Genomic DNA, 21,889 nt, shown 5'->3' with positions numbered 1-21,889 from the left:
CGGGTCACTGCCGGCTGTGGTGCGCCAGCAGCCGGGTGAGCAGGCGGGTCAGCTGGTCGCGCTCGGTGGCGGACAGCGGGGCGAGCAGGTCACGTTGGACGCGGTCGAGGGTGTCGCCCAGCCGGCGGGCCTCGTCGGCGCCGACGTCGGTGATGCTGATGACGTTGCGGCGGCGATCGGCCGGGTCGGGGGCGCGCACGACGAGCCCTCGGCCGGCCAGGTCGTTGATGGCCGCGACGACGTCGCTGCGGTCGATGGCGCAGCGGCGGCCGAGGTCGGCCTGACTGGCCGGGCCGTCCTCGGCGAGCGCGGTGAGCAGCCGGTAGTGGTAGCCACGGAGGTCGTGGGCGGCGAAGCCCTCGCTGAGCAGGCGGGCGGCATGGCCGGCGGTCTGGTTGAGCAGCCAGGTCGGGGTGCTGCGGAGCCCGGCGGGTGACTGCGGGGCCACGGGATCCATGGGTGCAGCCTACCAGTAATCGTTGGCGCGACCCACGATCCGGTGTTACGTTGGCGGCTCCAACGTTGGCGTAGCCAACGTTTCGAAGGAGGTTCCATGTCCACCGTCCCCACCCTCAACGGCCAGGTCATCGGCCAGGCCCACTACGCCACCCGCGCCCTGCTCGAACGGGCCATCGGCCCCCTCGGCGTCACGTTCGACCAGGTGGTCGTGCTGCACGCCCTCGCCCAGGGCCCCGTCGAACGCGCACACCTCACGCACCGGGTCACCAGCACACGCAAGATCGACGAGTCGGCCGTGCACCAGGTGGTCGCCCAACTCATCGACGCCGGCCTCGCACAGGTCGACAGCCCGTCCCCCACGAGTGGAGGCGACAAGCCGCGGGTGGCGCTCACCGACACCGGTCGCGCCACCCAACGCAGCGTCGTCGCCGCCGTCGCCGACCTCAGTGCCCGGCTGTACGCGGACATCCCCGCCGACGAGGCCCGCGCGGCGGCGCGGGTGCTCACCCTCGTCACCGAACGCGCGAACGCCGAGCTGGCGGCGGTCCCCGCCTGACCGAGCGAAAGTCGAACTGGCGGCGACCCGGCCTGACCGGACGCCGCTACCAGGCGACCGTAGCTGGACTCCTTTTCTGGTGCAGTTGCGCAACTCGCGTTCTGTCGGCCTCCTCCTCCGAACGGTCCCTGACTGGCGTGGCCATCGCCGGTCAGGGCCTTCGCTCACGACACGCTGGCCGCTTGGGTTACACCCGGCTGCACAGAGCCTTTTGAGTCAGGCTGTCGGCACTGCGTTGCTGCTGGAGCATGTTGTCCCGCGACTTGCAGGTACTCGTGATCCGGGAGCGGCCGATAGGTGGCACCCGGCGCCTGTAGTGCCGCCGGCGTCACTCGCGAACGCCAATCGCGTTGACCGGCTGCGCCCGCATGGCGATTCGAGTGGAGGTCATGATGGCGGCCGAGCCGAGCAGCGCGGTGACCGCGACGATTCCCAGGTAGACGAGCGGTGGGATAGACGGAATCAGCGTCCTGGTCAGTCCGATGCTTGTGCCGATCAATGACGGGATCGCGCCCAGGGTGCCGATGAGCACGGCTGCGAGAACGATGATCCGCGTCTCGCTGCGCATCATCGCGAACACCTGGCGGCGGGTGGCGCCGACCAGTTGGAGTAGGGCGAATTCGCGGAAGCGCGAGGCGGTAGCCATCACCAGGGTGTTCACCACGGCGATCGCGAGGTAACCGAGCAGGACCGCGTTGAGGATGAGGCCGACCGCCGACTCACCAGCGGCTGCGGCGCTCTGCGCGGCGATGAACGACTCGCGGTTGTTGACCCGGACGGTGGGGAGGTGTTGGACGGCGGAGCGCAATGCGTCGCCGAGTGCCGCAGCGTCGGTTCCCGTGGCCGCCGTGACCAGCACCGCGAGGTCCAGGCGGTCGGTGGTGTGCTCTAGGACGAGGTCGTGCGGCAGCGTGACGTCACCGAGGCCGAGTCCTCTCTCGTAGAGCGCCACCACCGTGGGTTTGATCGGTGTGCCGTCACCGAGGCGAAGGCCGATGCTGTCGCCGAGAGCGACGCCGAGGGTGCCCGCCGCGATCCGGCTCAACGCCACCGTGTTGCCCCGCACATCCGCGACATCGCCCTCGAGAACGGCGAGATCCATGGTCTCGGCGAGCTGATCACTGGTGACCCCCTGCGACGAGTAGGTCCTGAATTGAGGGCTGTCGCTTGAGCCGAAGGTCGCCAGCGTCCGTGTACGCACGACCGGGGTCACCGCCGAGACGCCAGGCACGTCCTGGAGCATGTCCGCGACCTCGGGCGACACGCCGGCGGACGTGGATGTGACGACGTAGTCCGCGCGCAGCCCGTCCGCGGCCTGATCCTGCGCGGCCGAGCTCGCGGTCGTCCCGCTGAAGAGCTGCCCGGCGGCCAGGATGATGCCCATGATCAAAGGGGTGGTCGCCGCGGCAAGCCGCCGCGAGTTGGCGTGCGCGTTCGCTGTCGCAAGGAACCCGCTGACGCCCGACCCGCGGCTCAACCAGGGGCCCAGCACGGTGACGGCACCGCCGAGCAACCGCGGCCCCAGCAGCGCGACGGCGAAGAGGAGCAGGAACGCAGAGAAGGCCGCACTTTCAGCGGCCCCTTCACCGGGTAGTACCCATGGCAGCACGACCGCCATGGCGAGACCGGCGGGGACCAGCAGCAAGCCGACGGTCAACCGCAGCCACCCGAGTTTGGGCGGCTCCACCGCGGCCTCGCCGAGCGCGTCCACCGGCCTGAGCCTGGCCGCGCGCCGCGCGGCTATCCAGCCGCCCAAACGGGCGCCGACCAGGCACAGCACCATCGCCGGGAGTACCGGCAGCGGGCTGATCGACAGTTCAAAGTCGTCTGGTACCGCGCCGACCAGGATGAAGGTTTCGCGGAGGAGGAAGCTGAGGCCGATGCCGGGAATCACGCCCAGCACTGCTCCGAGCGTGCCCACCACCATGGTCTCTGCGGCGATCATGCCGAGCACCTGCTTCGGGGTCGCGCCGATCGCCCTCAGCAGCGCCAGCTCCCGCATCCGTTGCCGAACGGACAGGGCGAGTGTGCTCGCCACAACGATCATGATCACCAAAATCATGCTGCCGCCGAACGCCAGGGACAGCTCGCTGATGAACGAACGCGTGGTGCCGATGTCGAGGAACTCGGCCTCGCTTCGGTCGCTGCCGGTGTAGACGACCGCATCGGGAACTGCCGACTTGATGGCGCTTGCCAACTCGTCGGCACTGACTCCGGGTGCGGCCAGCACGCCAATCGCGTCCACCCGGTCCGGTTGGCCAGTCAGCTCTCGGGCCCGATCATCGGTGAAGAACAGTGCGGACTGCCGGGCGAGTCGGCCTCCAGGCAGACCCGCGATGCCTGTCACCCGGTACATCGACGTGTTCGAGCCGACCGCGAGTCGCACCGACGCGCCGACGGTAACGCCGGCCCGCTCGGCCAGCGCGGAGTCCAGCACCACATCGTCCGGCCCGGCCGGTGCCCGGCCGGTGCTCGTGGTGAACGGGCCGAGCACGGCCGACTGCCAACCATGCCCGAGCGCGGGGGTGCCGTCCGGCCCGGCGAGCACCTCGGCGTCCGTCGTCACGAGGCTGACCGGGACGTTGACGTCGGCGATCGCCGATCGGACACCAGGCACTCGCGCGATGTCGCCGACCCGGGCGGCCGGCAGGGTGGCCCGCTCGCCGAACCTGGGATCTACGTCGTCGGCCACCGGCATTGCCTGCGAGGCGCCCACCACCAGGTCGGCAGCCTGGTAACGCTCGGTCGGCACGCCCGAGCGCTCGCTGCTCTCCAGCAGGATCCCGCAGGCCGTGATCACCGCCGAGCCGAACAGCACCGCGACGAATGCCGCGACGAACCCGCCCTTCCGCCCTTTGACCGTCTTCCAGGCCAGCGCCAGCATGCGCTTCGACATCACGCGGCGACTCCCTGCTCCCCCAGGTGAGTCATCCGCTCGGCGATCTGCTCGACGGACGGTCGGGTCATCTCGCCGGCCAACCGGCCGTCGGCGAGAAAAACCACGGTGTCGGCCTGCGCGGCCGCGACCGGATCGTGCGTCACCATCAGCACGGTCTGCCCCAGGTGGTCGACGATCTTCCTGAGCAGTGCCAGGACTTGGCGGCCGTTAAGGCTGTCCAGCGCGCCCGTCGGCTCGTCGGCGCACACCAGATCGGGCCGGCTGATGAGAGCTCTCGCGATCGCCACCCGCTGTTGCTGGCCGCCGGAGAGCTGACTCGGGCGCCGGTCGTGATGCTCGGCGAGCCCGACCGCAGCGAGGACGCTCGCCAGTTGCTCGGCATCGACCGGTTTCTCGGCCAACCGGAGGGGCAACGTGACATTGTCCGCCACGGTCAGCGCACCGAGCAGGTTGTACGCCTGAAAGACGAACCCGATCCGGTCGCGGCGTAGCTCGGTCAACTCGGTCTCCGACCGGCCGGACAGATCCGTGTCACCCAGCACGACCCGGCCCGATGTCGGACGGTCCAGACCGGCCGCGCAGTTCAGAAACGTGCTCTTGCCGGACCCGGACGGACCCATGACGGCGGTGAACGTACCTCGCGGGAATCCGGCTGTCACCCCGTCGAGAGCGCGTACCTCGTTCCTCCCCGACCCGTATAATTTTGACACCGAATCCAATTGCACCGCGCACGATGGTGTTCTGAATGTCGGCAGTGCACCCGGCCGTAGCGACTGGGCCGCGGTGGCCTCGACCAGCGCCCCGCGTCGTCTCGATGGGTTTCTGCTGTTGAACTTCATGCGTCCGACGCTAAATTCCGCGACCGTCGGATGCCGATACCCCGTACCACCGGATGTGAGGTACAGGTGGCTGTAGTGCCACGGGCGGCGGCCACCGGGCAAACTTGACGCGGTGTCGTGAACGCGGCCCCAAGGAGGGCACGCAGAAAGGGCATCCTGTGACGTCGGGTCGGCCGTGGGTGCAGGTGTGGCGTGGCGGAACCTACCTCCTGGGATCACTGGCCACCGGGATCGCCACGCTGCTCGCACTGCCGCTGCTATGCCATCCGAGGCTCGCCCGGCGATGGGCGAACTGGCACCGTGACCGCGCCGGCCGACTGCTCGAGACGCCGTTGGCACCGCGCCCTGTTCTGCACCTGACGGGGCGCCGAGCATGGGCCGATCCGGCAACGCCCCGCGACCTGCTCTGGCTGCCGGTGAACGCCATCACCGGAGTGGCGCTCGGCCTACTCACGCTGCTGTGCGTGGGTAACCTCCTGACCGCCGCACTCGCCACACCACTGTGGTGGGCGTTCGCGCCGGAGAATCGGCCACGGTTGTTCATCGATGTCCCGGTGACCAATTGGGCGACAGCCCTCACCCTCGGTGCACTGCAGATCCTCCTGCTCACCGCGCTGGCGTACCTGGCCTTCGCACCGATCGCTCGCGCACATGCCCGGATCTGCCTGGTAGTGCTGTCGCACTCGACGGCCGAACAGCTCGCCGACCGGGTCGCCGTGTTGACCCGCACCCGGGCAGACGTGCTCGACGCACACGGCGCAGAGCTACGCCGGATCGAGCGCGACCTGCACGACGGCACCCAGGCGCGGCTGGTGGCCATCGCGATGCGGCTGGCCGTGGCCCGGCGAGCACTGTCCGAAAACCCACGAAACGAGCAGTTCCTGGAAGAACTTCTTCGGGACGCACACGAAGGAACCGAGGAGGCGATGACCGAACTCCGCGACGTGATCCGGACCGTCTATCCGCCGATCCTCGCCGACCGCGGCCTCACCGGTGCACTGACCGCAGTGACGGCTCGCTGTGGCGTACCAACCCGGCTGGACATCGACAACCTCGACACAGTACCGGCTGCCGTGGAGGCCGTCGTCTACTTCGCCGTCGCCGAGGCACTCACCAACGTCGCCAAACACAGCCAAGCGACTACGGCCGGCGTACGGGTGAGCCGTCAGGCAGACCGACTATCGGTGGTGATCACCGACAACGGCGCTGGCGGCGCCGACGATCGGCTGGGCACCGGCCTGGCCGGGATCCGTCGCCGTGTGCTCGCGTTCGACGGCACCCTCGACGTCGATAGCCCGGCCGGCGGGCCTACAACGATCACCATGGAGCTGCCATGCGGGTCGTAATCGCCGAAGACAATGTGCTGCTGGCCACCGGACTGGAACTGCTACTCAACAGCGTGGGGTTCGACATCGCCGCCATCGCGGGCGACGCGGCGGGCTTCCTCGCCGCCGTGCGGGACCACCGGCCCGACGTCACCATCGTCGACGTCCGGCTACCGCCGTCATTTCGCGACGAGGGCATCCGAGCCGCCCTTCAGGCCCGCCGAGAGCACCCTGGCCTACCGGTCCTGGTGCTGTCGCAGTACGTCGAGCAGCAGTACGCCGCGGAACTACTCGCCACCACCGGCGGCGGCGTCGGCTACCTCCTCAAAGATCGCGTCAGCCGGGTGGACGAGTTCGTCGACGCGCTGCGCCGAGTGGCCGCCGGCGGCACCGCCATGGACACTGAAGTCATCGCCCAACTCCTCGCCAGCCGCAGCGACCCGATCGCCGTCCTCACTCCCCGCGAACGTGAGGTACTCGCACTGATGGCCCAGGGACACGACAACAACACCATCGCTGACCGGCTTGTCATCACCGACAACGCCGTGCACAAGCACATCGGCAACATCTTCAACAAGCTCGGGCTCGCCGTCACCGACAGCGGCCACCGCCGTGTCCTCGCCGTGCTCACCTACCTCAACGGCGCGGGCCAGATCGACGGCGACTGAGCAGGCCGGTGATTCGCCGCCCGCCAGACGCTCATCGTCAGAAGCCGACACCGCACCAGTGTCGCGGAGCGGCCGATAGCAACCCACCGTATTCAAGCCGAGGGCCGGCATAGCCAGGTTGACTGCGCGCGGCGACGTCTCGCCGCCCGAGCTGCGACACCACTCGGCTGTCACACCTGTACCTGTCCGCCGCCGCCGCCGAGTTCCCACTTCGGAGGCAGAAGCCATCAGCCGACGGTCAGAAGTAGTCGAGCAACTGCGCCGGCCCGCCAGCGCCCAGGAGGTCGAGCGCGGCCGGGTCGACACCGGTGCTGTGGTGCAGCAGCCCGGCCTGCGCGACCGCGCGGGCCCGCGCGGCGCCGGCGTAGAGCAGGGCGAAGCCGCGTACGTCCAACCGCAGGTCGGCCTCGCCGTCGACCCGGGTCAGCTCGGCCGCGCCGTCGGCGACGCTCAACCGCCAGGTGCCGGTGTTCCACTCGGCGAGGGTGTCGGTGAGGCCGAAATCGACGACGCCCCGGGCGTGGGCGGGCCACCCCCGCGCGCTCACCGCTCGGGCGACGTCGACGGGTCGGTGCATCCACAGGTCCCGCTCGTGGTCGCGGGCCGACTCCAACGGCAGGTGAGGGCTGACGGCGTCGCCGTCGAGCGGGCACAGCCGCAGCGTCGGCGCGACACTGGCCCAACTGCCGAGCACCCCGACGAGCTCCCGCGCGGCCTCGGCGGTGACGGCCAGAGCCTCGTCGACGGTGAGCACCGAGTCGGCGCCGTAGCCCGATCCCCGCTGCCAGGTGGCGTAGCCGACCAGGTCGCCGTCGCGCTCGACGAGGGTGAGACCGTCGCCGGGCAGCCCCCGGTCGGCGGCGAAGAAGTCGAACAGCTCGCCCCGGCGGGTCAGCATGCCGTTGCGGCACCGGGCGACCCGCTCGTACAGGTCGGCGACGGCGGGCAGGTCGGCCACCGCGCCGGCCCGCACGGTCAGGTCCGGGGAGGGCCGGTGCCGGGGCAGCGCGGCGGTGGCCAGATCGACGGTACGCAGCACACCGGCGGCCTCCCACCCACAGGCCCGGTAGGGGGCGGCGACGGTCGGGTAGAGCGCGCTGATCGCCGCCCCCCGCTCGTGGGCCCCGCGCAGCAGACCGGTGAGCATGGCGCGGCCCACGCCCCGCCCCCGGGCCTCGGGGGCGACCGCCACACCGGCGACGTCGGCGGCCGGCACCGCCCGGCCCGACCACCACTGGTCGTGGTGCAGGTCGACGGCCTTGCCGACGAGCCGACCGCTGTCGTCGAACGCGCCGTAGCGGCTCATGCCGGGCACCGCGACGGTGGTGCTGGCGGCTCGCTCCGAGGTGGCGCCGAACGCGATCCGTCCCAGCTCCCAGGCGGCGTCGAGGTCGTCGGTGGTGAGTTCACGAACGTGCACGGGGTCGGGCATCGGCACACCCTAGCGGGGGCGACTCCCGACGACCGCCGATTTTCCGCAGGGCGGCGTGCTCCCCCGGCCGCCGGTCAGTGCTGCGGGATGTTGGCCACACCGATGCGCTTGCGGAACACCCAGTAGGTCCAGCCCTGGTAGGCCAGCACGATCGGAGTGAAGATCACCGCCACCCAGGTCATGATCTTCAGGGTGTACGGGGTGGAGGCGGCGTTGGTGGCCGTCAGCGTGCCGGCCGCGTCCAGCGTGGACGGCAGCACGTTCGGGAACAACGCCGCGAACAGGGTCGCCACGGCCAGGCCGATCGCCACGGCGGTGCCGGCGAACGCCCAGCCCTCCCGGCGTACCCGGGCGGCGGCCAGACCACCGAGCAGGGCGAGGGCCGCGCCGACGGCGAGCACGACGGCCGCCGCGCTGGAGCGGATGCTCAGCGTCCAGGTCAGGAACCCGACGGCGAGCACGGCGGCGCCGACGCCCAGGCGCACCGCGAGCGCGCCCGCGCGCTCGCGGATGTCACCGGTGGTCTTCAGGGCCAGGAACACCGCGCCGTGGGTGAGGAACAACGCCAGGGTGGTCGCGCCACCGAGCAGGGCGTACGGGTTGAGCAGGTCCACCAGGCCACCGACGTACTCGTGGTCGGCGTCCAGCGGCACCCCGCGCAGGATGTTGGCGAAGGCGACGCCCCACAGGATCGCCGGCAGCAGCGAGCCGACCACGATCGCGGTGTCCCAGCGGCGCTTCCAGGACGCCTCCGGGCGCTTGTGCCGGTATTCGAAGGCGACCCCCCGGACGATCAGGGCCAGCAGGATCAGCAGCAGCGGCAGGTAGAAGCCGGAGAACAGGGTGGCGTACCACTCGGGGAACGCGGCGAACATGGCACCACCGGCGGTGATCAGCCACACCTCGTTGCCGTCCCAGACCGGGCCGATGGTGTTGATCAGGACGCGGCGCTCACGGTCGTCGCGGCCCAGGACGGGCAGCAGCATGCCGACGCCGAAGTCGAAGCCCTCCAGGATGAAGTACCCGGTGAACAGCACGGCGACGAGGAGAAACCAGATGGTGGTCAGTTCCACGATGGGCTCCGGGATCAGTAGGCGAAGGCGAGCGGGCGCTCGGCGTCGTCGTGGGTGTCGTCGATGGGGTGCTCTTCGCTGACGTCGGGCACGCCGGCCTTGGCGTAGCGCAGCAGCAGCTTCACCTCGATCACGGCGAGGGTGGCGTAGATGAGCGTGAAGGCGGTGAACGAGGTGAGCACCTCGGCCAACGAGACGCTGCGGGACACCCCGTTGCGGGTGAGCATCTCGCCGAACACGATCCACGGCTGGCGGCCCATCTCGGTGAAGATCCAGCCGAAGGAGTTGGCCAGCAACGGCAGTACCGGCATGGCCAGCCCGGCGCGCAGCAGCCACTTGCTGCTCGGGGTGCGGCCCTTGCGCTGGCTCCAGAGCACCAGCAGGGCGATGGCCCCGGCGGCCATCCCGAAGGCGATCATGAAGCGGAAGCTCCAGTAGGTGACCGGGATGATCGGGGTGTAGCTGCCCGCGCCGTACTGGGTGGCGTACTGGGCCTGCAGGTCGTTGATGCCCTGCACGGTGCCGTTCGGGTCGCCGGTGCCCAGGTACGACAGCAGGTACGGGATCTTGAGGGCGAACACCTCGCGGCTGCCGTCGAGGCTGCCGATGGTGAGTACGGAGAACGAGGCGGGGCTCTCGGTGGTGTAGAGGCCCTCGGCGGCGGCCATCTTCATCGGCTGCACGTCCGTCATGATCTTGCCCTGGATGTCGCCGGTGAACAGCACGGCCGCGGAGGCGACCAGGACCACCCAGGAGCCGAACTTCGTGGCGAAGCGGTAGGCGCCGGTGTCGGCGGAGTCGCGGTTGCGGATCACGTGCCAGAGGCCGACCGCGACGACCAGCGACCCGGCGACCAGGAACGAGCCGGCCAGGGTGTGCGGGAAGGTGATCAGGGCGACCTTGTTGGTCAGCACGGCCGGGAAGTCGGTCAGCTCGGCGCGCCCGCTGTCGGGGTTGATGCGGTAGCCGACCGGGTTCTGCATGAACGAGTTCGCCGCGAGGATGAAGTACGCGGACAGGTTGGTGCCGATCGCGGCGGCCCAGATGCTGGCCAGGTGCGCCCGCTTGGGCAGCCGGTCCCAGCCGAAGATCCACAGGCCGATGAAGGTGGATTCGAGGAAGAACGCGACCAGCGCCTCGATGGCCAGGGGTGCGCCGAAGATGTCGCCGACGAAGCGGGAGTAGTCGCTCCAGTTCATGCCGAACTGGAACTCCTGCACGATGCCGGTGACCACGCCCATCGCGAAGTTGATCAGGAACAGCTTGCCGTAGAACTTGGTGAGTTTCAGGTACCGCTCGTTGCCGGTGCGGTGCCACAACGTCTGCAGGATGGCCACCAGCACCGACAGACCGATGGTCAGTGGCACGAAGAGAAAGTGGTAGACGGTGGTGACACCGAATTGCCACCGGGCGACGTCCAACGCGTCCACCTGAAACCCCCAGCTGCTGTTCGTACTACGAGACGTAGTAAATACTACTGCTCGTCGTAGACGATTGGGCAGGGCCGGGCGGCCCGAACCGTCCCGGGACCAATGACCCTGATCACCCCGGACCACGGACCTGGGCAACCCGCCGACCCGCCCTCGCGACCACACCGCCGCGTGCGACGATGTCGCGCTGATGGACACCGCGCACTCCCCCTGGCAACCGCCGCTGATCTGGCGCGGCGCCCTCCTGCTGACCCGGGCCCTGGTCGGCCTGCTGGCCCGCCTTGAGGTCACCGGCGACGTCCCGGCGCACCTGCGTCGTGGCCCGCTGGTGCTGGCCGCCAACCACATCAGCCCGTTCGACCCGGTCGTGATGGCCGCCGCCTGCCACACCCGGGGCATCGCCCCCCGGATCATGGCGACCGCCGGCCTGTTCCGCGCCCCGGTGCTCGGCGCCGCCATGCGCCACGCCGGGCACATCCGCGTCGACCGGGGCACCAGCGCCGTGCACCGGGCCCTCGACGATGCCGCCACCGCCGTCGCGCGCGGGTCGGTGATCCTCATCTACCCCGAGGGGCGCATCGGCCTGGACCCCGGCATGTGGCCCGAAAGCGGCAAGACCGGCACGGCCCGACTCGCGCTGGCCTGCGGCGCCCCGGTCATACCGGTCGCCCAGTGGGGCGCCCACGAGGTGCTGCCCTACCGGGCGCCCCGGGGCATGCTGCGCGGCATCGCCCGCTCGCTGTGGCGCCGCCCGGTGATCCGGGTGCACTTCGGCGCGCCCGTCGACCTCGGCGAGTCGAGCGCCGCGAGCCCCGGGGCCGCCCGCCGGGCCACCGGTCGGATCATCGACGCGCTCACCGACACCCTCGCACCGCTGCGGCCCGACGAACCCGACCTGCCCCGGCACGTCGACCCCGGTCGGCCCAGCGACTCGAGTCGCGCCCACCGCCGCAACCAGGGATGATGTTGCTGGCCGCGCCCGCGGGCTGACAGATTAGATAATTTTTGCAAGATCATCTAATCTGTCTACCGTGAGCAACACTGAGATGGACGTCGAAGACCCGAAGCGCGCAACAGTCCTCGTGGCGGCGGTCGGGGTGTTCGGCCGCTACGGGTTCCAGAAGACGTCCATGGAGTCCGTAGCCAGGGCGGCCGGCATTTCCCGCCCTGGCCTTTACCTGATGTTCCCCAACAAGGAAGAGTTGTACCGCGCCACCATGCAGGGCGTCCTGGAGCGCGCCCAGCGGGCCATGGAAGTCAACCTCGCCGACCGCTCGCTGAGCTTCGACGCGGGCATCGTGGCCGCGCTCGACGCGCTGATGGGCCCCTACATCGACACCCCGCTGGCCCGCGACCTCAACGAACTGCTGGAGAACAGCGAACCCCGGTTGGGCTCGATGTTCCACGACTACCAGGAGCGGGCCCGGGCGACGCTGAGCGCCCACATCACCGCCCTCGCCCCACCCGGCCTGCTGCACGCCGACCTGACCGGACACGACGTGATGGATCTGCTCTTCTCCGCCGCCCTGACCTGGAAATCGACCGCGGCCACCAGGGGCGAGTTCCGCGACCGCATCCGGCGCAGCCTCCAGCTGATCCACCGACCCACCGGCTGAACCTCCGGGCGCCGACCGCATCGCCTCCCGCTGGTCAGCTCGGCGGGTCCGGACGGCGGCGCGAGCGGGCGACAGACGCCGGCCGGCCACCCACCGGCCACCCGCCGAGGGCATACTGCGTCGCGTGTTGACCCGACCCGGCTACCTCGACGCGCCCGCGCCGCTGGCGTTCGCCCACCGTGGCGGCGCCGCCGAGGGCGATGAGAACACCACCGAGGCGTTCGCCCGGGCCATCGGGCTCGGCTACCGGTACGTGGAAACCGACGTGCACGCCACCGCGGACGGCGTCGCGGTGATCTTCCACGACCCGACGCTGCGACGGGTCACCGGTGAGGCGGGGCGCATCGCCGAGATGAGCTGGGCCGACCTCGCCTCGGTACGCGTCGGCGGCGCTGCCGTCGTACCCCGGCTCGACGAGGTGCTCGGCGCCTGGCCGCAGGTCCGCTTCAACATCGACGTGAAGGCCGACAGCGGCGTCGCGCCGACGGTCGCCACCGTGACCCGGGCCGGCGCCGCCGACCGGGTGCTGCTGGCCTCGTTCAGCGACGCCCGCCTGACCCGGCTGCGCGCGCTCACCGAAGGGCGCGTCGCCACCAGCCTCGGCATGCGCGGGGTCGCCCGGCTGCGGCTCGCCTCCCTGCACGGACGCCCGCTGCGACTGCCCCCGTCGGTGGTCGCCGCGCAGGTGCCGCCGAGCTACGGGCGGGTGCCGGTGGTGGACCGCCGGTTCCTCGACTACTGCCACCGGATCGGCCTGCAGGTGCACGTCTGGACGATCGACGAACCAGCCCAGATGCACGACTTACTGGATCGTGGCGTGGATGGCATCATGACCGATCACGTCGGCGTGCTGCGCGACGTCTACCGCAGCCGCGGCCACTGGGCCGCCTGACCATCGAAGGACCCCCGATGGCCGAGACCGTGACCCCCACGGTGGACGACACCCCGCCTCCGGCGAGCACCCGCCGGGAACGCAGGGGCTGGTACATCTACGACTGGGCCAACTCCGCGTTCCAGACCACCGTGATCACCGTGTTCCTCGGCCCGTTCCTGACCACCGTCGCCGAGTTGGCGGCCGGCTGCGAACTCGGCGCGGACTCCTGCGACGGCTCCGTCTACCCACTGGGCATCAAGATCGCCGCCGGGTCCTACTACCCGTACCTGATCTCGCTGTCGGTGTTCCTCACCGTGTTCGTGCTGCCGGTCATCGGGGCGATCGCCGACCGCTCGGCGCACAAGAAGCGGCTGCTCGGCGGAGCCGCGTTCACCGGCGCCGGCGCCACCATCGCGATGGCCTTCGTCACCGGCGACCGCTACCTGCTCGGCGGGGCGCTCTTCCTGGTCGCCAACATCTCCTTCGGCGCCGCGATCGTGGTCTACAACTCGTTCCTGCCGCAGCTCGGCGGCCCCGACGAACGCGACGGCATCTCCAGTCGCGGCTGGGCGCTGGGCTACCTCGGCGGCGGCCTGCTGCTGGCCCTCAACCTCGTCGCGATCACCCTGCTCGACGAGGGCGACAACCCGCAACGCACCCTGGACCTGGCCCGCTGGTCGATCGTGTCCGCCGGCGTGTGGTGGGCGTTGTTCACCCTGGTGCCGCTGCGTTGGCTGCGCGAGCGCCCCAGCGTCGCGGCCCTGACCAGCGGCGGCAACGTGCTCACCGACGGGTTCCGGCAACTCGCCCGCACCATGCGCGAGGTCAAGGCATACCCGCTGACGCTGTACTTCCTGCTGGCGTTCCTGGTCTACAACGACGGCATCCAGACCGTCATCACCCTGGCCAGCCAGTACGGCACCGAAGAGCTGCGCCTGGAGCAGAGCACCCTGATCATCACGATCCTGCTGGTGCAGTTCCTCGCCTTCGGCGGCGCGTTGAGCCTGGGCGCGCTGGCCAAGCGCATCGGCGCCTGGAAGACAGTGCTGCTCAGCCTGGTGCTCTGGACCGGTGTGATCATCGCCGCGTTCCGGCTCCCCGCCGAGGCGCCGCTGCCGTTCATGGTCCTCGGCGCGGCCATCGGCCTGGTCCTCGGCGGCAGCCAGGCGCTGAGCCGGTCGCTGTTCAGCCAGCTCATCCCGGCCGGCAAGGAAGGCGAGTACTACGGCTTCTACGAGATCAGCGACAAGGGCACCAGCTGGCTCGGGCCGCTCGCCTTCGGCCTGGTGTTCCAGCTCACCTCCTCCTACCGGGTGGGCCTGGTCTCATTGCTGATCTTCTTCGTGGTCGGTTTCCTGCTCCTCGCGGCCGTGCCGATCCGCCGGGCCATCGTCGCCGCGGGCAACACGCCACCCCGGGTGCTCTGAGCACGCGTCCCGCACCCGACACATCAGAGGCGGTCGATCGGCTAGGCTGCCCGACCGTGACTGACGACGCCGCCGCTGCCCCGACCTGCCTGGCCCACCCGTTCCCCGGCCAGCCGCACGCTCCGGCCGGGTGCGCGGCTGCGCGCGGGCTCGACGGGCGTCCGGTGCACGCGGCGGCGTTGAAGTTCTTCTGGGGGCCGATGGACTGCGGCAAGTCCACGATGGCGTTGCAGATGAACTACAACCACGCCCGGCAGGGCCGTCGGGGGCTGGTCACCACCCGCATCGACCGGTCGCTGGGCCCGCAGGTCACCACCCGCATCGGGCTGGCCCACGAGGCCATCGAGGTCACCGACGACCTGGACCTGCGGGCCCTGGTCCGCGGCCGGTGGGCCGACGGCGTACGCGTGGACTACCTGATCTGCGACGAGGCGTGCTTCTACACGGTGGACCACGTCGAGCAGATGGCCGAGCTGGTCGACAGCTACGACGTCGACGTGTTCGCCTTCGGCCTCGCCACCGACTTCCGGTCCTGCCTGTTCCCCGCCACGCAGCGGCTGTTCGAGCTGGCCGACGAGGTGGCCCGCATCCAGGTCGAGGTGCTCTGCTGGTGCGGCCGGGAAGGGCTGCTCAACGCCCGGGTCGTCAACGGGCGGGTGGTTCGCGAGGGCGCCCAGGTCGTCATCGGCGACACCGTCGACACCGCCGACGTGCGCTACCAGGTGCTGTGCCGCCGGCACTACCGCTCGGGCGACCTGGGCCCCCGCGACTGAGGCGTCGACGCGGTGGCCGGCCGCCCCCGTGCTGGGGACGGCCGGCCGTCGTACGGGTGGATCAACCCACGCAGACCTGCTGCGCCCTGACGTTCCACGCCCCGGCGAACGCGACGATCTCCCGTCCGGTCGCCTCAGCGGTGTCCAGGGCCGGCTTGGGCAGCAACGTCGCCACCGAGCCGTCCCCGGTGAGCCCGGTCAACACCGCGCCGACCCCGGCGGTCTGCGACCCCGCAGGGCAGGCCAGCGTCGTCACGGACTTCGGCGAGTTCGCGTTGAACGCGCTCGTCGCCTCCGTCAACGCCATCGCCGGCAGCGGGGTGGCGCAGAACGCCTGGGTCTGCAACGTGAAGTTGCCCGGCGCGCCGAACACGTACGCGGTGCTCGACACCGAGCCGAGCGCCGAGGTGAACGCCAGCTCGTCGATCGCCACCGCGGCGTTGGCGTTGTCGATCCGGTACCCACCGCCGAAGGTCTTCTTGCCCGGCGGGCACACGGCGGTGATGCCCACCTTGTCGAGGGCGTTGTTCGCCGAGGTGGTGGTGACCAGTTGCAGGCCGGCCACCGCCCCGGCCGGGGCGCAGACCGCGAACGCGTCCACCGACCACGGCACGTTCGTGGCGTTGGCCTCCACGCCGAGCACGGTGACCGTGTGCAGGGTCGCGTCGGCGTAGACGCGGGTCATCAGGACGTCACCCTGACCGTCGTTGATCCGTCCGCCGGCACCGACCACCTGGTCGACGCCGTTGCACGAGATGGCCATCGTCTTGGCGTTCGTCGCGTCCAGGACGCTGGTCGCGGCGACCCGGTACAGGCCCACCGACGCCTGCGCCGGGGTCGTCGGTGCGAGCAGCGTCGTGGCCGCCGCCATGCCGGTCAGCACTGCCAGACCAGCCAGTTTCCGCTTCATCGGATGTTCCCTCCGCACTGCCTCGTCGACTGTCGACGACGGCGTTGGGCCCAGACTCCGCACGGTCGTCAGGAGCGCGTCAGCACGGCGACCGCGCTCGGCGTACTGACGCCACGATGACGTGCGGCTGCGACAGTGCCGGTGACGTCAGCGCGGCGTCACCGGACTCCTCACGGGTCCACGAACAGGAGGTTTCATCATGCGTACCCGAGTGGCGGCGGTGCTGGCCGCCCTCCTGCTCAGCGGCACACTGGTTGGCGTGGGCGGCGCCGCGGCGCAGGCCGACCCGGACGCGAACCCGTGCGCCACCACCGACGGCGACCCGATCATGGGCACCGAGGGCGACGACACCCTGTTCGGCGGTGGCGGGCCCGACGAGATCTACGGGCTCGGTGGCAACGACACCATCTACGGCGGCGGTGGCGTCGACACGATCCACGGCGGCGGTGGTGACGACACCATCTATGGTGAGGGCTGCGGGGACTTCATCGCCGGCGGCGCCGGCGCCGACCTGCTCGCCGGTCTGGAAGGCAACGACGTCCTCTCCGGCTCCCACGGCGCCGACCTGCTGATCGGGGTGGCGGGCGACACCGTCACGGGGCCCGGCGGTGACACCCTCGACGGTGGGCCCGGGGTGGACACCTGCGCGGAGGACGAGACGGCCGACCCCGGCGCGATCTTCTATTCGTACGTGCTAACCGACGCGGGCCAGGAGAACTTCTACGCCTGCTGACCAGCCCCTGCCCGCAGCACACCCGGGTCCGGGAGCGGTGCGTCGATCGTACGCATCGCCCCGGCCCACCTCTCGAACGAACGCCGGGCCTCCCCGTGCCGGCCGGCACCGACGAGTGTCCCGACCAGCGCCTGGTGCGCCCACTCGTCGTACGGGTCGGCGTCGAGCAGCCGGACCAGGGTGGTGGCGGCCCGGTCGGCGTCACCGTCGCTCCGGTACCGCCGGGCAAGGTCACGCAGTGCCCGCAACCACACCGCGCGGGCCTGTTCCCGCAGCCCGTCGGCCCAGTCCGCGTAGGGCTCGTCGGCGAAGGCGTCCCCCCGGTAGGCGGCGTCCACCTCGGCGAGCAGCTCGCGGGCCCGCGCCGGGTCACCGTCGCGGGCGAGGCGCTCGGCCCGCGGGACGGCGGTGAGCAGGTTCTCCGCGTCGACGACCACCCGGGTCAGGTCGACACGTACACCGGTCAGGTCGGCGCGGACGTACCGGTCGACGGGCCACCGGCGGGACGGGTCGAGCACGGCACGCACGGCGGACAGCAGCACCGACAGGCGGTGTGCGGTCCGCCGTGGCTCGTCGTCGGGCCAGAGCAGCTCGCACAGCTCCCCCCGCCCGACGGCACGACCGCGCCGGGCGACGAGGATCTTCAGCAGCGTGCGGGCCTGCCGGGACCGCCACGCCGGCAGCGGGACGTCCCGCCCACCGACGACGACCTCGAACCGGCCGAGCACCCGCACCTCGACGGTGTCCGCGTCGGCGGGCGTCTCGGCCAACGCCCGCCCGTCGACCGTCTCGATGCCGAGCGCCAGCAGCCGGTCGGCGGCCAACCGCGCCGCCGACCGCTGCGCGGCGTCGGCACCCGGGAGACGGCCCAGCCGGACGACTGTCTGTTCGGCGGCCGGTCCCGCACCCGCCGCCTGCCAGATCGCGCCGGCCTCCAGCAACGCGCTTCGACTCGCGTCCGGCTCGGCGGCGACCGCCGCGGTGAGTTCCAACGCCTCCGCCAACGCGTCGGCCTGCCGACCGGTGCGGGCCGCTCCGACCGCCTCGGCCGCCCGCCGCCGGGCCAGACCCAGATCACCCCCGGCGTACGCCACCCAACCCGTCGCGACCAGCGCGCAGGACAGCAGGAACGCCGGTGCCAACCGGTGCGCCTCGTCGGCCGCGGCACGAGCGGCAGCGAGGTCGGCGCCCGTGCCCTCGCAGCGCAGCCGGGCCAGACCGGCCAACGCCGGAATGCGCACCTGGAGGTCCCCCACGTCACGGGCCAGCTCAGCGGCCTCGGCGAACGCTGCCAATGCCTCCTCCCGCCGGCCGAGGCGGCGACTGACCTCGGCCAACCCGTAGACCCCGGCGGCAGCCCGGTTCAAACCCAACCGTTGGGATACCAGCTTGGACCGGGTGAAGTGCAGCGTCGCCTCGTCGTAGCGGCCCAGGCGTACCAGCGCCTCGCCCGCGTTGTGCAGGGCGGTCACCAGCACTCCCGGCGGGCCGGCGAGTTCCGCCGCGCGGACCGCCCGTACGGCGGTGGCCAGCGCCGACGGGTATCGGGCCTCGCGCAGCAGGCAGTGCGCCTGGTTGACCAGGACCCGTGCCTGCTGGACCAGGTCACCCGCGCGTTCCGCCGCCGCCAGCGCCTCGGCCAGGTGCTCGTCGCGGCGGGTGCCGGACGAGGTCAGCGCGGCCGCGATGTGCGCCGCCGCCAATGGGGTGTCCTCGTTGAGCTGGTGTGCGGCGGCGAGCGCCCGGGCACCGGCGGCGACCGCGTCGTCGACCCGGCCGAGCTGGGCGAGGGTGCTGGCGCGACAGGCCAGCAGCAGCACGTCGTCGGGACCCGGTGGGGTGAGCGTCGGTGGTGCGCCCGCGCGGTCGAGCACCGCCAGGGCGCCGGCGTAGTCGGTCCGCAGGTACGGCACCATCGCCGCCCGCCAGAGCAGCCGGGCCGGCCAGCGGCGGTCGTGGTCGGCCCGGGCCAGCAGCGCGGCGAAGACCCTCGACGCCCAGGTCACCGAGCCGGACATCCGCAACGCGTCGCCGAAGATCAGTTGGAGGTCGGGGTTCTGCTCGGCCTGCGGTAACGCGCTGATCAGGTCGGTGACGTCCGGCGCACCACCACCGGCGAGCATGCCCTCGCCGTGGCTGGCGAAGAGCTCCGCGCACCGCCCGGTGTCGTCCGCGTCGTGCAGGGCTCGGGCCGCCGCCATCGGGTACGCGTTGGCGAGGTACCAGTCGGCGGCCGCGTACAGCCTGCGACGTCCTGAGGTGTCCGGCCGACCCGCCTGCTGGGCCAGCACCGCGGCGAGGACCCGGACCAGCTGCACAGTCGACGAGGTGTGGCCGGCCCGACGGCGGGGATGGGCGATCAGCAACCCGGTGCCGGTCGCCCAGCGCAGCGCCTGCGCGGTGACGTCGGCTGGCGTGTCGGCGTCGACGGCCACGCACAGCGGCGCGCTGATCGGGTCGAGGTGGTGGACGCGACCGAGCAGAGCCGCCACCTGCGCGGGCAGGTCGGCGAGGATCTCGTCGCGGGCGAAGTGCCCACCGGCGGTGCCGGGCTCGGTCAGGGCCGCGAGCAGCTCCCGCCGGCCGACGCCCTGCCGGCCGAGGGCGTCGCCAGCGAGGTGCACCCACGCCGGCCAGCCGGCGGTCAGCTCGTACACCAGGTAGGCCAGGTCGCTGTCGGGCACTGCGTGTTCGTCGCGCAGGATCCGGGCGACCGCGTCCCGGCCGACGGCGAGGGTTTCCGGCCCGCGGTGCACGACGGGCCCGGCGCAGGCGCTCAGCGCCGCGTCGGCCAGGGGGTGTCGGGCGGCAAGCGTCACCGCTGGCTGACCCGGCAGCGCGCCCAACCACCGCACCAGGGCCAGTTGGTCGTCCCCGCTGAGCGCGGACACCTCGTCCACGGCGACCCGGATTGGCGGTTGGGTGCCCGTTGGCGGGCTGTTGGTGTGCGTCGCCGCGTCGATCAGGTCCGTCGCCCGGTGACAGGCCGTCGGCTCGTCCCCGCCGACGGTCTCCAGGACGGTGGTCTTGCCGTACCCGGCGGCGGCCACCAGCATCAGCCACCGCCGTGGTCGGGACCGCTGCTCGGTTGCCATCGCGTCGCCTCCGCTCGTCCGAGCACCGCGGAAGGTCACCCGGAGGGCCGGTGACCCACGCTAACCACCCGGGGGCCCACCTGCGGTGACGTTGTCCGAGAACCGACGCAGTGCGGCCGGTCAGGACGGCTGCGGGACGCCTCGCCGTACGCGGAACCGGTCGGCCACGATGACGGCGACGGTCACCACCAACGCCAGCGTGGCGCACACCGCGACGGTGGCTCCCAGTCCCACGCACAACGGCACCAGTGCGAGCAGGAGCACCACCGCCGCGATCCGGCTTGTCGGCAGGGTCCGCCACAGCACCGCCTTGTAGGCGGCGTGCCCGGCCAGGAACAACGCCGGGCCGCCCAGGGTGAACAGTGCGGCGGCCGGTGTGGCGGGAGCACCCGGTTCGCGCAGGAGCTGCTCGTCGCCCGCCGAGGTGACGATGATGCCGGCGACCATCACGGGGTGCAGGTAGTTGAACGCCAGCCGGCTCAACGCGCCGGTGCGCTCGCCGGCGCGGGCGATGACCTCCGCCGCCGCCGGGGCGGACCGGGCGAAGTACACCCACCACAGCGCCACCGAACCGGCGAACGCCAGCACGAACGCGCCGGACATCGTCAGGTCCAGGTGCTGCGCGAGTGTGCTCCCGGTGACCAGGATCGACTCACCCAGGGCGATGAGGATGAACGCCTGGCACCGCTCGGCCAGGTGCCCACCCTCCACCATCCACCGCTCAGCGGGACTGCGGCCCAGACCGGGCACGGGGAACCCGGTCGAGAGGCCGATCACCTCGATTACGATCGCCGCCGCCCACAGCGCCTCCTGGAAAGCCCCGCCGACCACCGCGCCGACCGCCACGAGCGATGAGGTCACGGCGAACCATGGCAGCGCCTTCTGAAACCCGTCGACCAGCCACGGGTGGCCCTGCACCGCCCACAACGCGAACACGGTGCGGCCCACCTGCAGGGTCGCGTAGACGAGCGCGAAGACCAGCCCGGCGCCGGCGAACGCCTCGGGGATCGCCGCCGAGAGCAACAGGCTGCCCAGCATCAGCGCGATCAGCAGCGCCCGCACCGGCGCCTGGTCGGGTCGCAGCCAGTTCGTCCCCCAAGCGGTGTAGATCCACACCAACCAGACCAGCGCCAGCAGCAACGCGGTACGCGCGGCGCCACGCCAGTCCGGGTGCTCGATCAGGTAGTGCGACAACTGAGTGATCGTGAAGATGAAGACCAGGTCGAAGAAGAGCTCCGTCGACGTGGTCGGCTCCACCCCCCGACGCTCGCGCAGCAACCACTGCCGCTTCGGCCGAACGGCCAGCGGCTCAGAAGGGGTCACCGCACACCCGCCAGTCGCCGCCCTCGCGGACCACCGGCAGTCGGCGTTCCTCGCTGAGCCCGCCGTCGCGGGTCAGCTTCACCGTCACCGTGCCCTGCGGTCGTCCGCTGCGGGTCGTGACCGACACGTCGGTGATCTCGTAGTCGGTGACCATCGGCGGCGTACGCACCCAACTGGTGAAGCCGATCGCGCTCCACCGGGTGCGCGCGTCCTCGCAGAGCCGGTCGTACGCCCTGTCGCTGTCGCCGAGACTCACCTCGTTGAGGAACCCGTCGGCGGTCTCCCGGATCGGGCCGGCGGCCTGACGGACGGTCTGCAGGTTCCAGGCGGCCAGTCCGGCCACCCCGACGCAGCACAGCGCCACCCCGAACCCGGCGAACGCCAACCCGGTGCGCATCGGGCGGCTGCGCCGGGCCGGTCGGCTCCACGACTGGCCGGCACCCACGACTACCGACCG

Annotated in this window: 19 protein-coding genes; 9 read left to right on the top strand and 10 right to left on the bottom strand. The window is 71.4% G+C overall.

Annotation, left to right across the window (positions count from 1 at the left end; genetic code table 11):
* Positions 1–4 precede the first annotated feature (4 nt).
* On the bottom strand, positions 5–457 hold the full coding sequence (locus tag KBX34_RS21535; RefSeq protein ID WP_088948222.1) for a MarR family winged helix-turn-helix transcriptional regulator: 453 nt from the start codon (positions 455–457) through the stop codon (positions 5–7).
* Between the two features lie 96 nt (positions 458–553).
* On the opposite strand from KBX34_RS21535, the gene KBX34_RS21530 reads away from it, so the two are divergent.
* A complete protein-coding gene (locus tag KBX34_RS21530; protein ID WP_210926553.1) occupies positions 554–1,015 on the top strand; it encodes a MarR family winged helix-turn-helix transcriptional regulator in 462 nt (153 codons plus the stop codon).
* Positions 1,016–1,343: 328 nt separating this feature from the next.
* Here the strand turns inward: KBX34_RS21530 and KBX34_RS21525 are convergent, their stop codons facing one another.
* Complete coding sequence (locus KBX34_RS21525; protein ID WP_210926552.1) at positions 1,344–3,911, bottom strand: ABC transporter permease; 2,568 nt, start codon at positions 3,909–3,911, stop codon at positions 1,344–1,346.
* Positions 3,911–4,753: an ABC transporter ATP-binding protein gene (locus tag KBX34_RS21520; RefSeq protein WP_210926551.1), complete on the bottom strand. Its 843-nt coding sequence runs from the start codon at positions 4,751–4,753 to the stop codon at positions 3,911–3,913. The genes KBX34_RS21525 and KBX34_RS21520 overlap by 1 nt, the downstream gene beginning before the upstream one ends.
* Before the next feature lie 158 nt (positions 4,754–4,911).
* On the opposite strand from KBX34_RS21520, the gene KBX34_RS21515 reads away from it, so the two are divergent.
* Together KBX34_RS21515 and KBX34_RS21510 are read left to right on the top strand one after the other, a co-directional pair.
* Complete coding sequence (locus KBX34_RS21515) at positions 4,912–6,099, top strand: sensor histidine kinase (RefSeq protein ID WP_210926550.1); 1,188 nt, start codon at positions 4,912–4,914, stop codon at positions 6,097–6,099.
* Positions 6,087–6,746, top strand: coding sequence for a response regulator transcription factor (locus tag KBX34_RS21510; protein ID WP_210926549.1), 660 nt, complete (start codon positions 6,087–6,089; stop codon positions 6,744–6,746). The genes KBX34_RS21515 and KBX34_RS21510 overlap by 13 nt, the downstream gene beginning before the upstream one ends.
* 238 nt (positions 6,747–6,984) lie before the next feature.
* On the opposite strand, the gene eis is transcribed toward KBX34_RS21510, so the two are convergent.
* The 3 genes from eis to KBX34_RS21495 form a co-directional block, all read right to left on the bottom strand.
* Positions 6,985–8,178, bottom strand: coding sequence for an enhanced intracellular survival protein Eis (gene eis / locus KBX34_RS21505; protein ID WP_210926547.1), 1,194 nt, complete (start codon positions 8,176–8,178; stop codon positions 6,985–6,987).
* Positions 8,179–8,252: 74 nt separating this feature from the next.
* Entirely contained in the window at positions 8,253–9,251 is a 999-nt protein-coding gene (gene cydB / locus KBX34_RS21500; RefSeq protein ID WP_088948219.1) for a cytochrome d ubiquinol oxidase subunit II, read from the bottom strand.
* Between the two features lie 14 nt (positions 9,252–9,265).
* Complete coding sequence (locus tag KBX34_RS21495) at positions 9,266–10,681, bottom strand: cytochrome ubiquinol oxidase subunit I (RefSeq protein WP_088948218.1); 1,416 nt, start codon at positions 10,679–10,681, stop codon at positions 9,266–9,268.
* Positions 10,682–10,871: 190 nt separating this feature from the next.
* Between KBX34_RS21495 and KBX34_RS21490 the strand changes: the two genes are divergently transcribed.
* The 5 genes from KBX34_RS21490 to KBX34_RS21470 all read left to right on the top strand — a co-directional run bounded on the left by KBX34_RS21490 (position 10,872) and on the right by KBX34_RS21470 (position 15,371).
* Positions 10,872–11,645 carry a 1-acyl-sn-glycerol-3-phosphate acyltransferase gene (locus tag KBX34_RS21490; RefSeq protein WP_210794039.1) on the top strand — a complete coding sequence of 258 codons (774 nt, stop codon included), beginning with the start codon at positions 10,872–10,874 and terminating at the stop codon, positions 11,643–11,645.
* Between the two features lie 67 nt (positions 11,646–11,712).
* On the top strand, positions 11,713–12,297 hold the full coding sequence (locus tag KBX34_RS21485) for a TetR/AcrR family transcriptional regulator (RefSeq protein ID WP_210794038.1): 585 nt from the start codon (positions 11,713–11,715) through the stop codon (positions 12,295–12,297).
* A gap of 124 nt (positions 12,298–12,421) precedes the next feature.
* A complete protein-coding gene (locus tag KBX34_RS21480) occupies positions 12,422–13,189 on the top strand; it encodes a glycerophosphodiester phosphodiesterase (RefSeq protein ID WP_210794037.1) in 768 nt (255 codons plus the stop codon).
* A gap of 17 nt (positions 13,190–13,206) precedes the next feature.
* A complete protein-coding gene (locus KBX34_RS21475; RefSeq protein WP_210926545.1) occupies positions 13,207–14,598 on the top strand; it encodes an MFS transporter in 1,392 nt (463 codons plus the stop codon).
* A gap of 56 nt (positions 14,599–14,654) precedes the next feature.
* The gene (locus KBX34_RS21470; protein ID WP_210794035.1) at positions 14,655–15,371 is read left to right on the top strand and encodes a thymidine kinase; all 717 of its coding nucleotides are present in this window, start codon (positions 14,655–14,657) and stop codon (positions 15,369–15,371) included.
* A gap of 61 nt (positions 15,372–15,432) precedes the next feature.
* On the opposite strand, the gene KBX34_RS21465 is transcribed toward KBX34_RS21470, so the two are convergent.
* Complete coding sequence (locus tag KBX34_RS21465) at positions 15,433–16,281, bottom strand: hypothetical protein (RefSeq protein ID WP_210926543.1); 849 nt, start codon at positions 16,279–16,281, stop codon at positions 15,433–15,435.
* Positions 16,282–16,480: 199 nt separating this feature from the next.
* On the opposite strand from KBX34_RS21465, the gene KBX34_RS21460 reads away from it, so the two are divergent.
* Positions 16,481–17,014 carry a calcium-binding protein gene (locus tag KBX34_RS21460; protein ID WP_210926541.1) on the top strand — a complete coding sequence of 178 codons (534 nt, stop codon included), beginning with the start codon at positions 16,481–16,483 and terminating at the stop codon, positions 17,012–17,014.
* Here KBX34_RS21460 and KBX34_RS21455 read toward each other — a convergent pair.
* The 3 genes from KBX34_RS21455 to KBX34_RS21445 form a co-directional block, all read right to left on the bottom strand.
* Positions 17,002–20,109, bottom strand: coding sequence for a BTAD domain-containing putative transcriptional regulator (locus KBX34_RS21455; protein ID WP_210926539.1), 3,108 nt, complete (start codon positions 20,107–20,109; stop codon positions 17,002–17,004). The genes KBX34_RS21460 and KBX34_RS21455 overlap by 13 nt on opposite strands.
* A gap of 120 nt (positions 20,110–20,229) precedes the next feature.
* Positions 20,230–21,432, bottom strand: a complete 1,203-nt coding sequence (locus tag KBX34_RS21450; protein WP_210926537.1) for a low temperature requirement protein A — start codon at positions 21,430–21,432, stop codon at positions 20,230–20,232.
* A complete protein-coding gene (locus tag KBX34_RS21445; protein WP_374223712.1) occupies positions 21,419–21,877 on the bottom strand; it encodes a hypothetical protein in 459 nt (152 codons plus the stop codon). Before KBX34_RS21445 ends, KBX34_RS21450 begins: the two co-directional genes overlap by 14 nt.
* Between the last annotated feature and the right edge of the window lie 12 nt (positions 21,878–21,889).

The organism is Micromonospora sp. M61, from assembly GCF_018070245.1.
GTDB lineage: Bacteria > Actinomycetota > Actinomycetes > Mycobacteriales > Micromonosporaceae > Micromonospora > Micromonospora zamorensis.
Note: the sequence above shows the minus strand (reverse complement) of the source record. Positions and strands in the feature narration are given on the sequence as shown.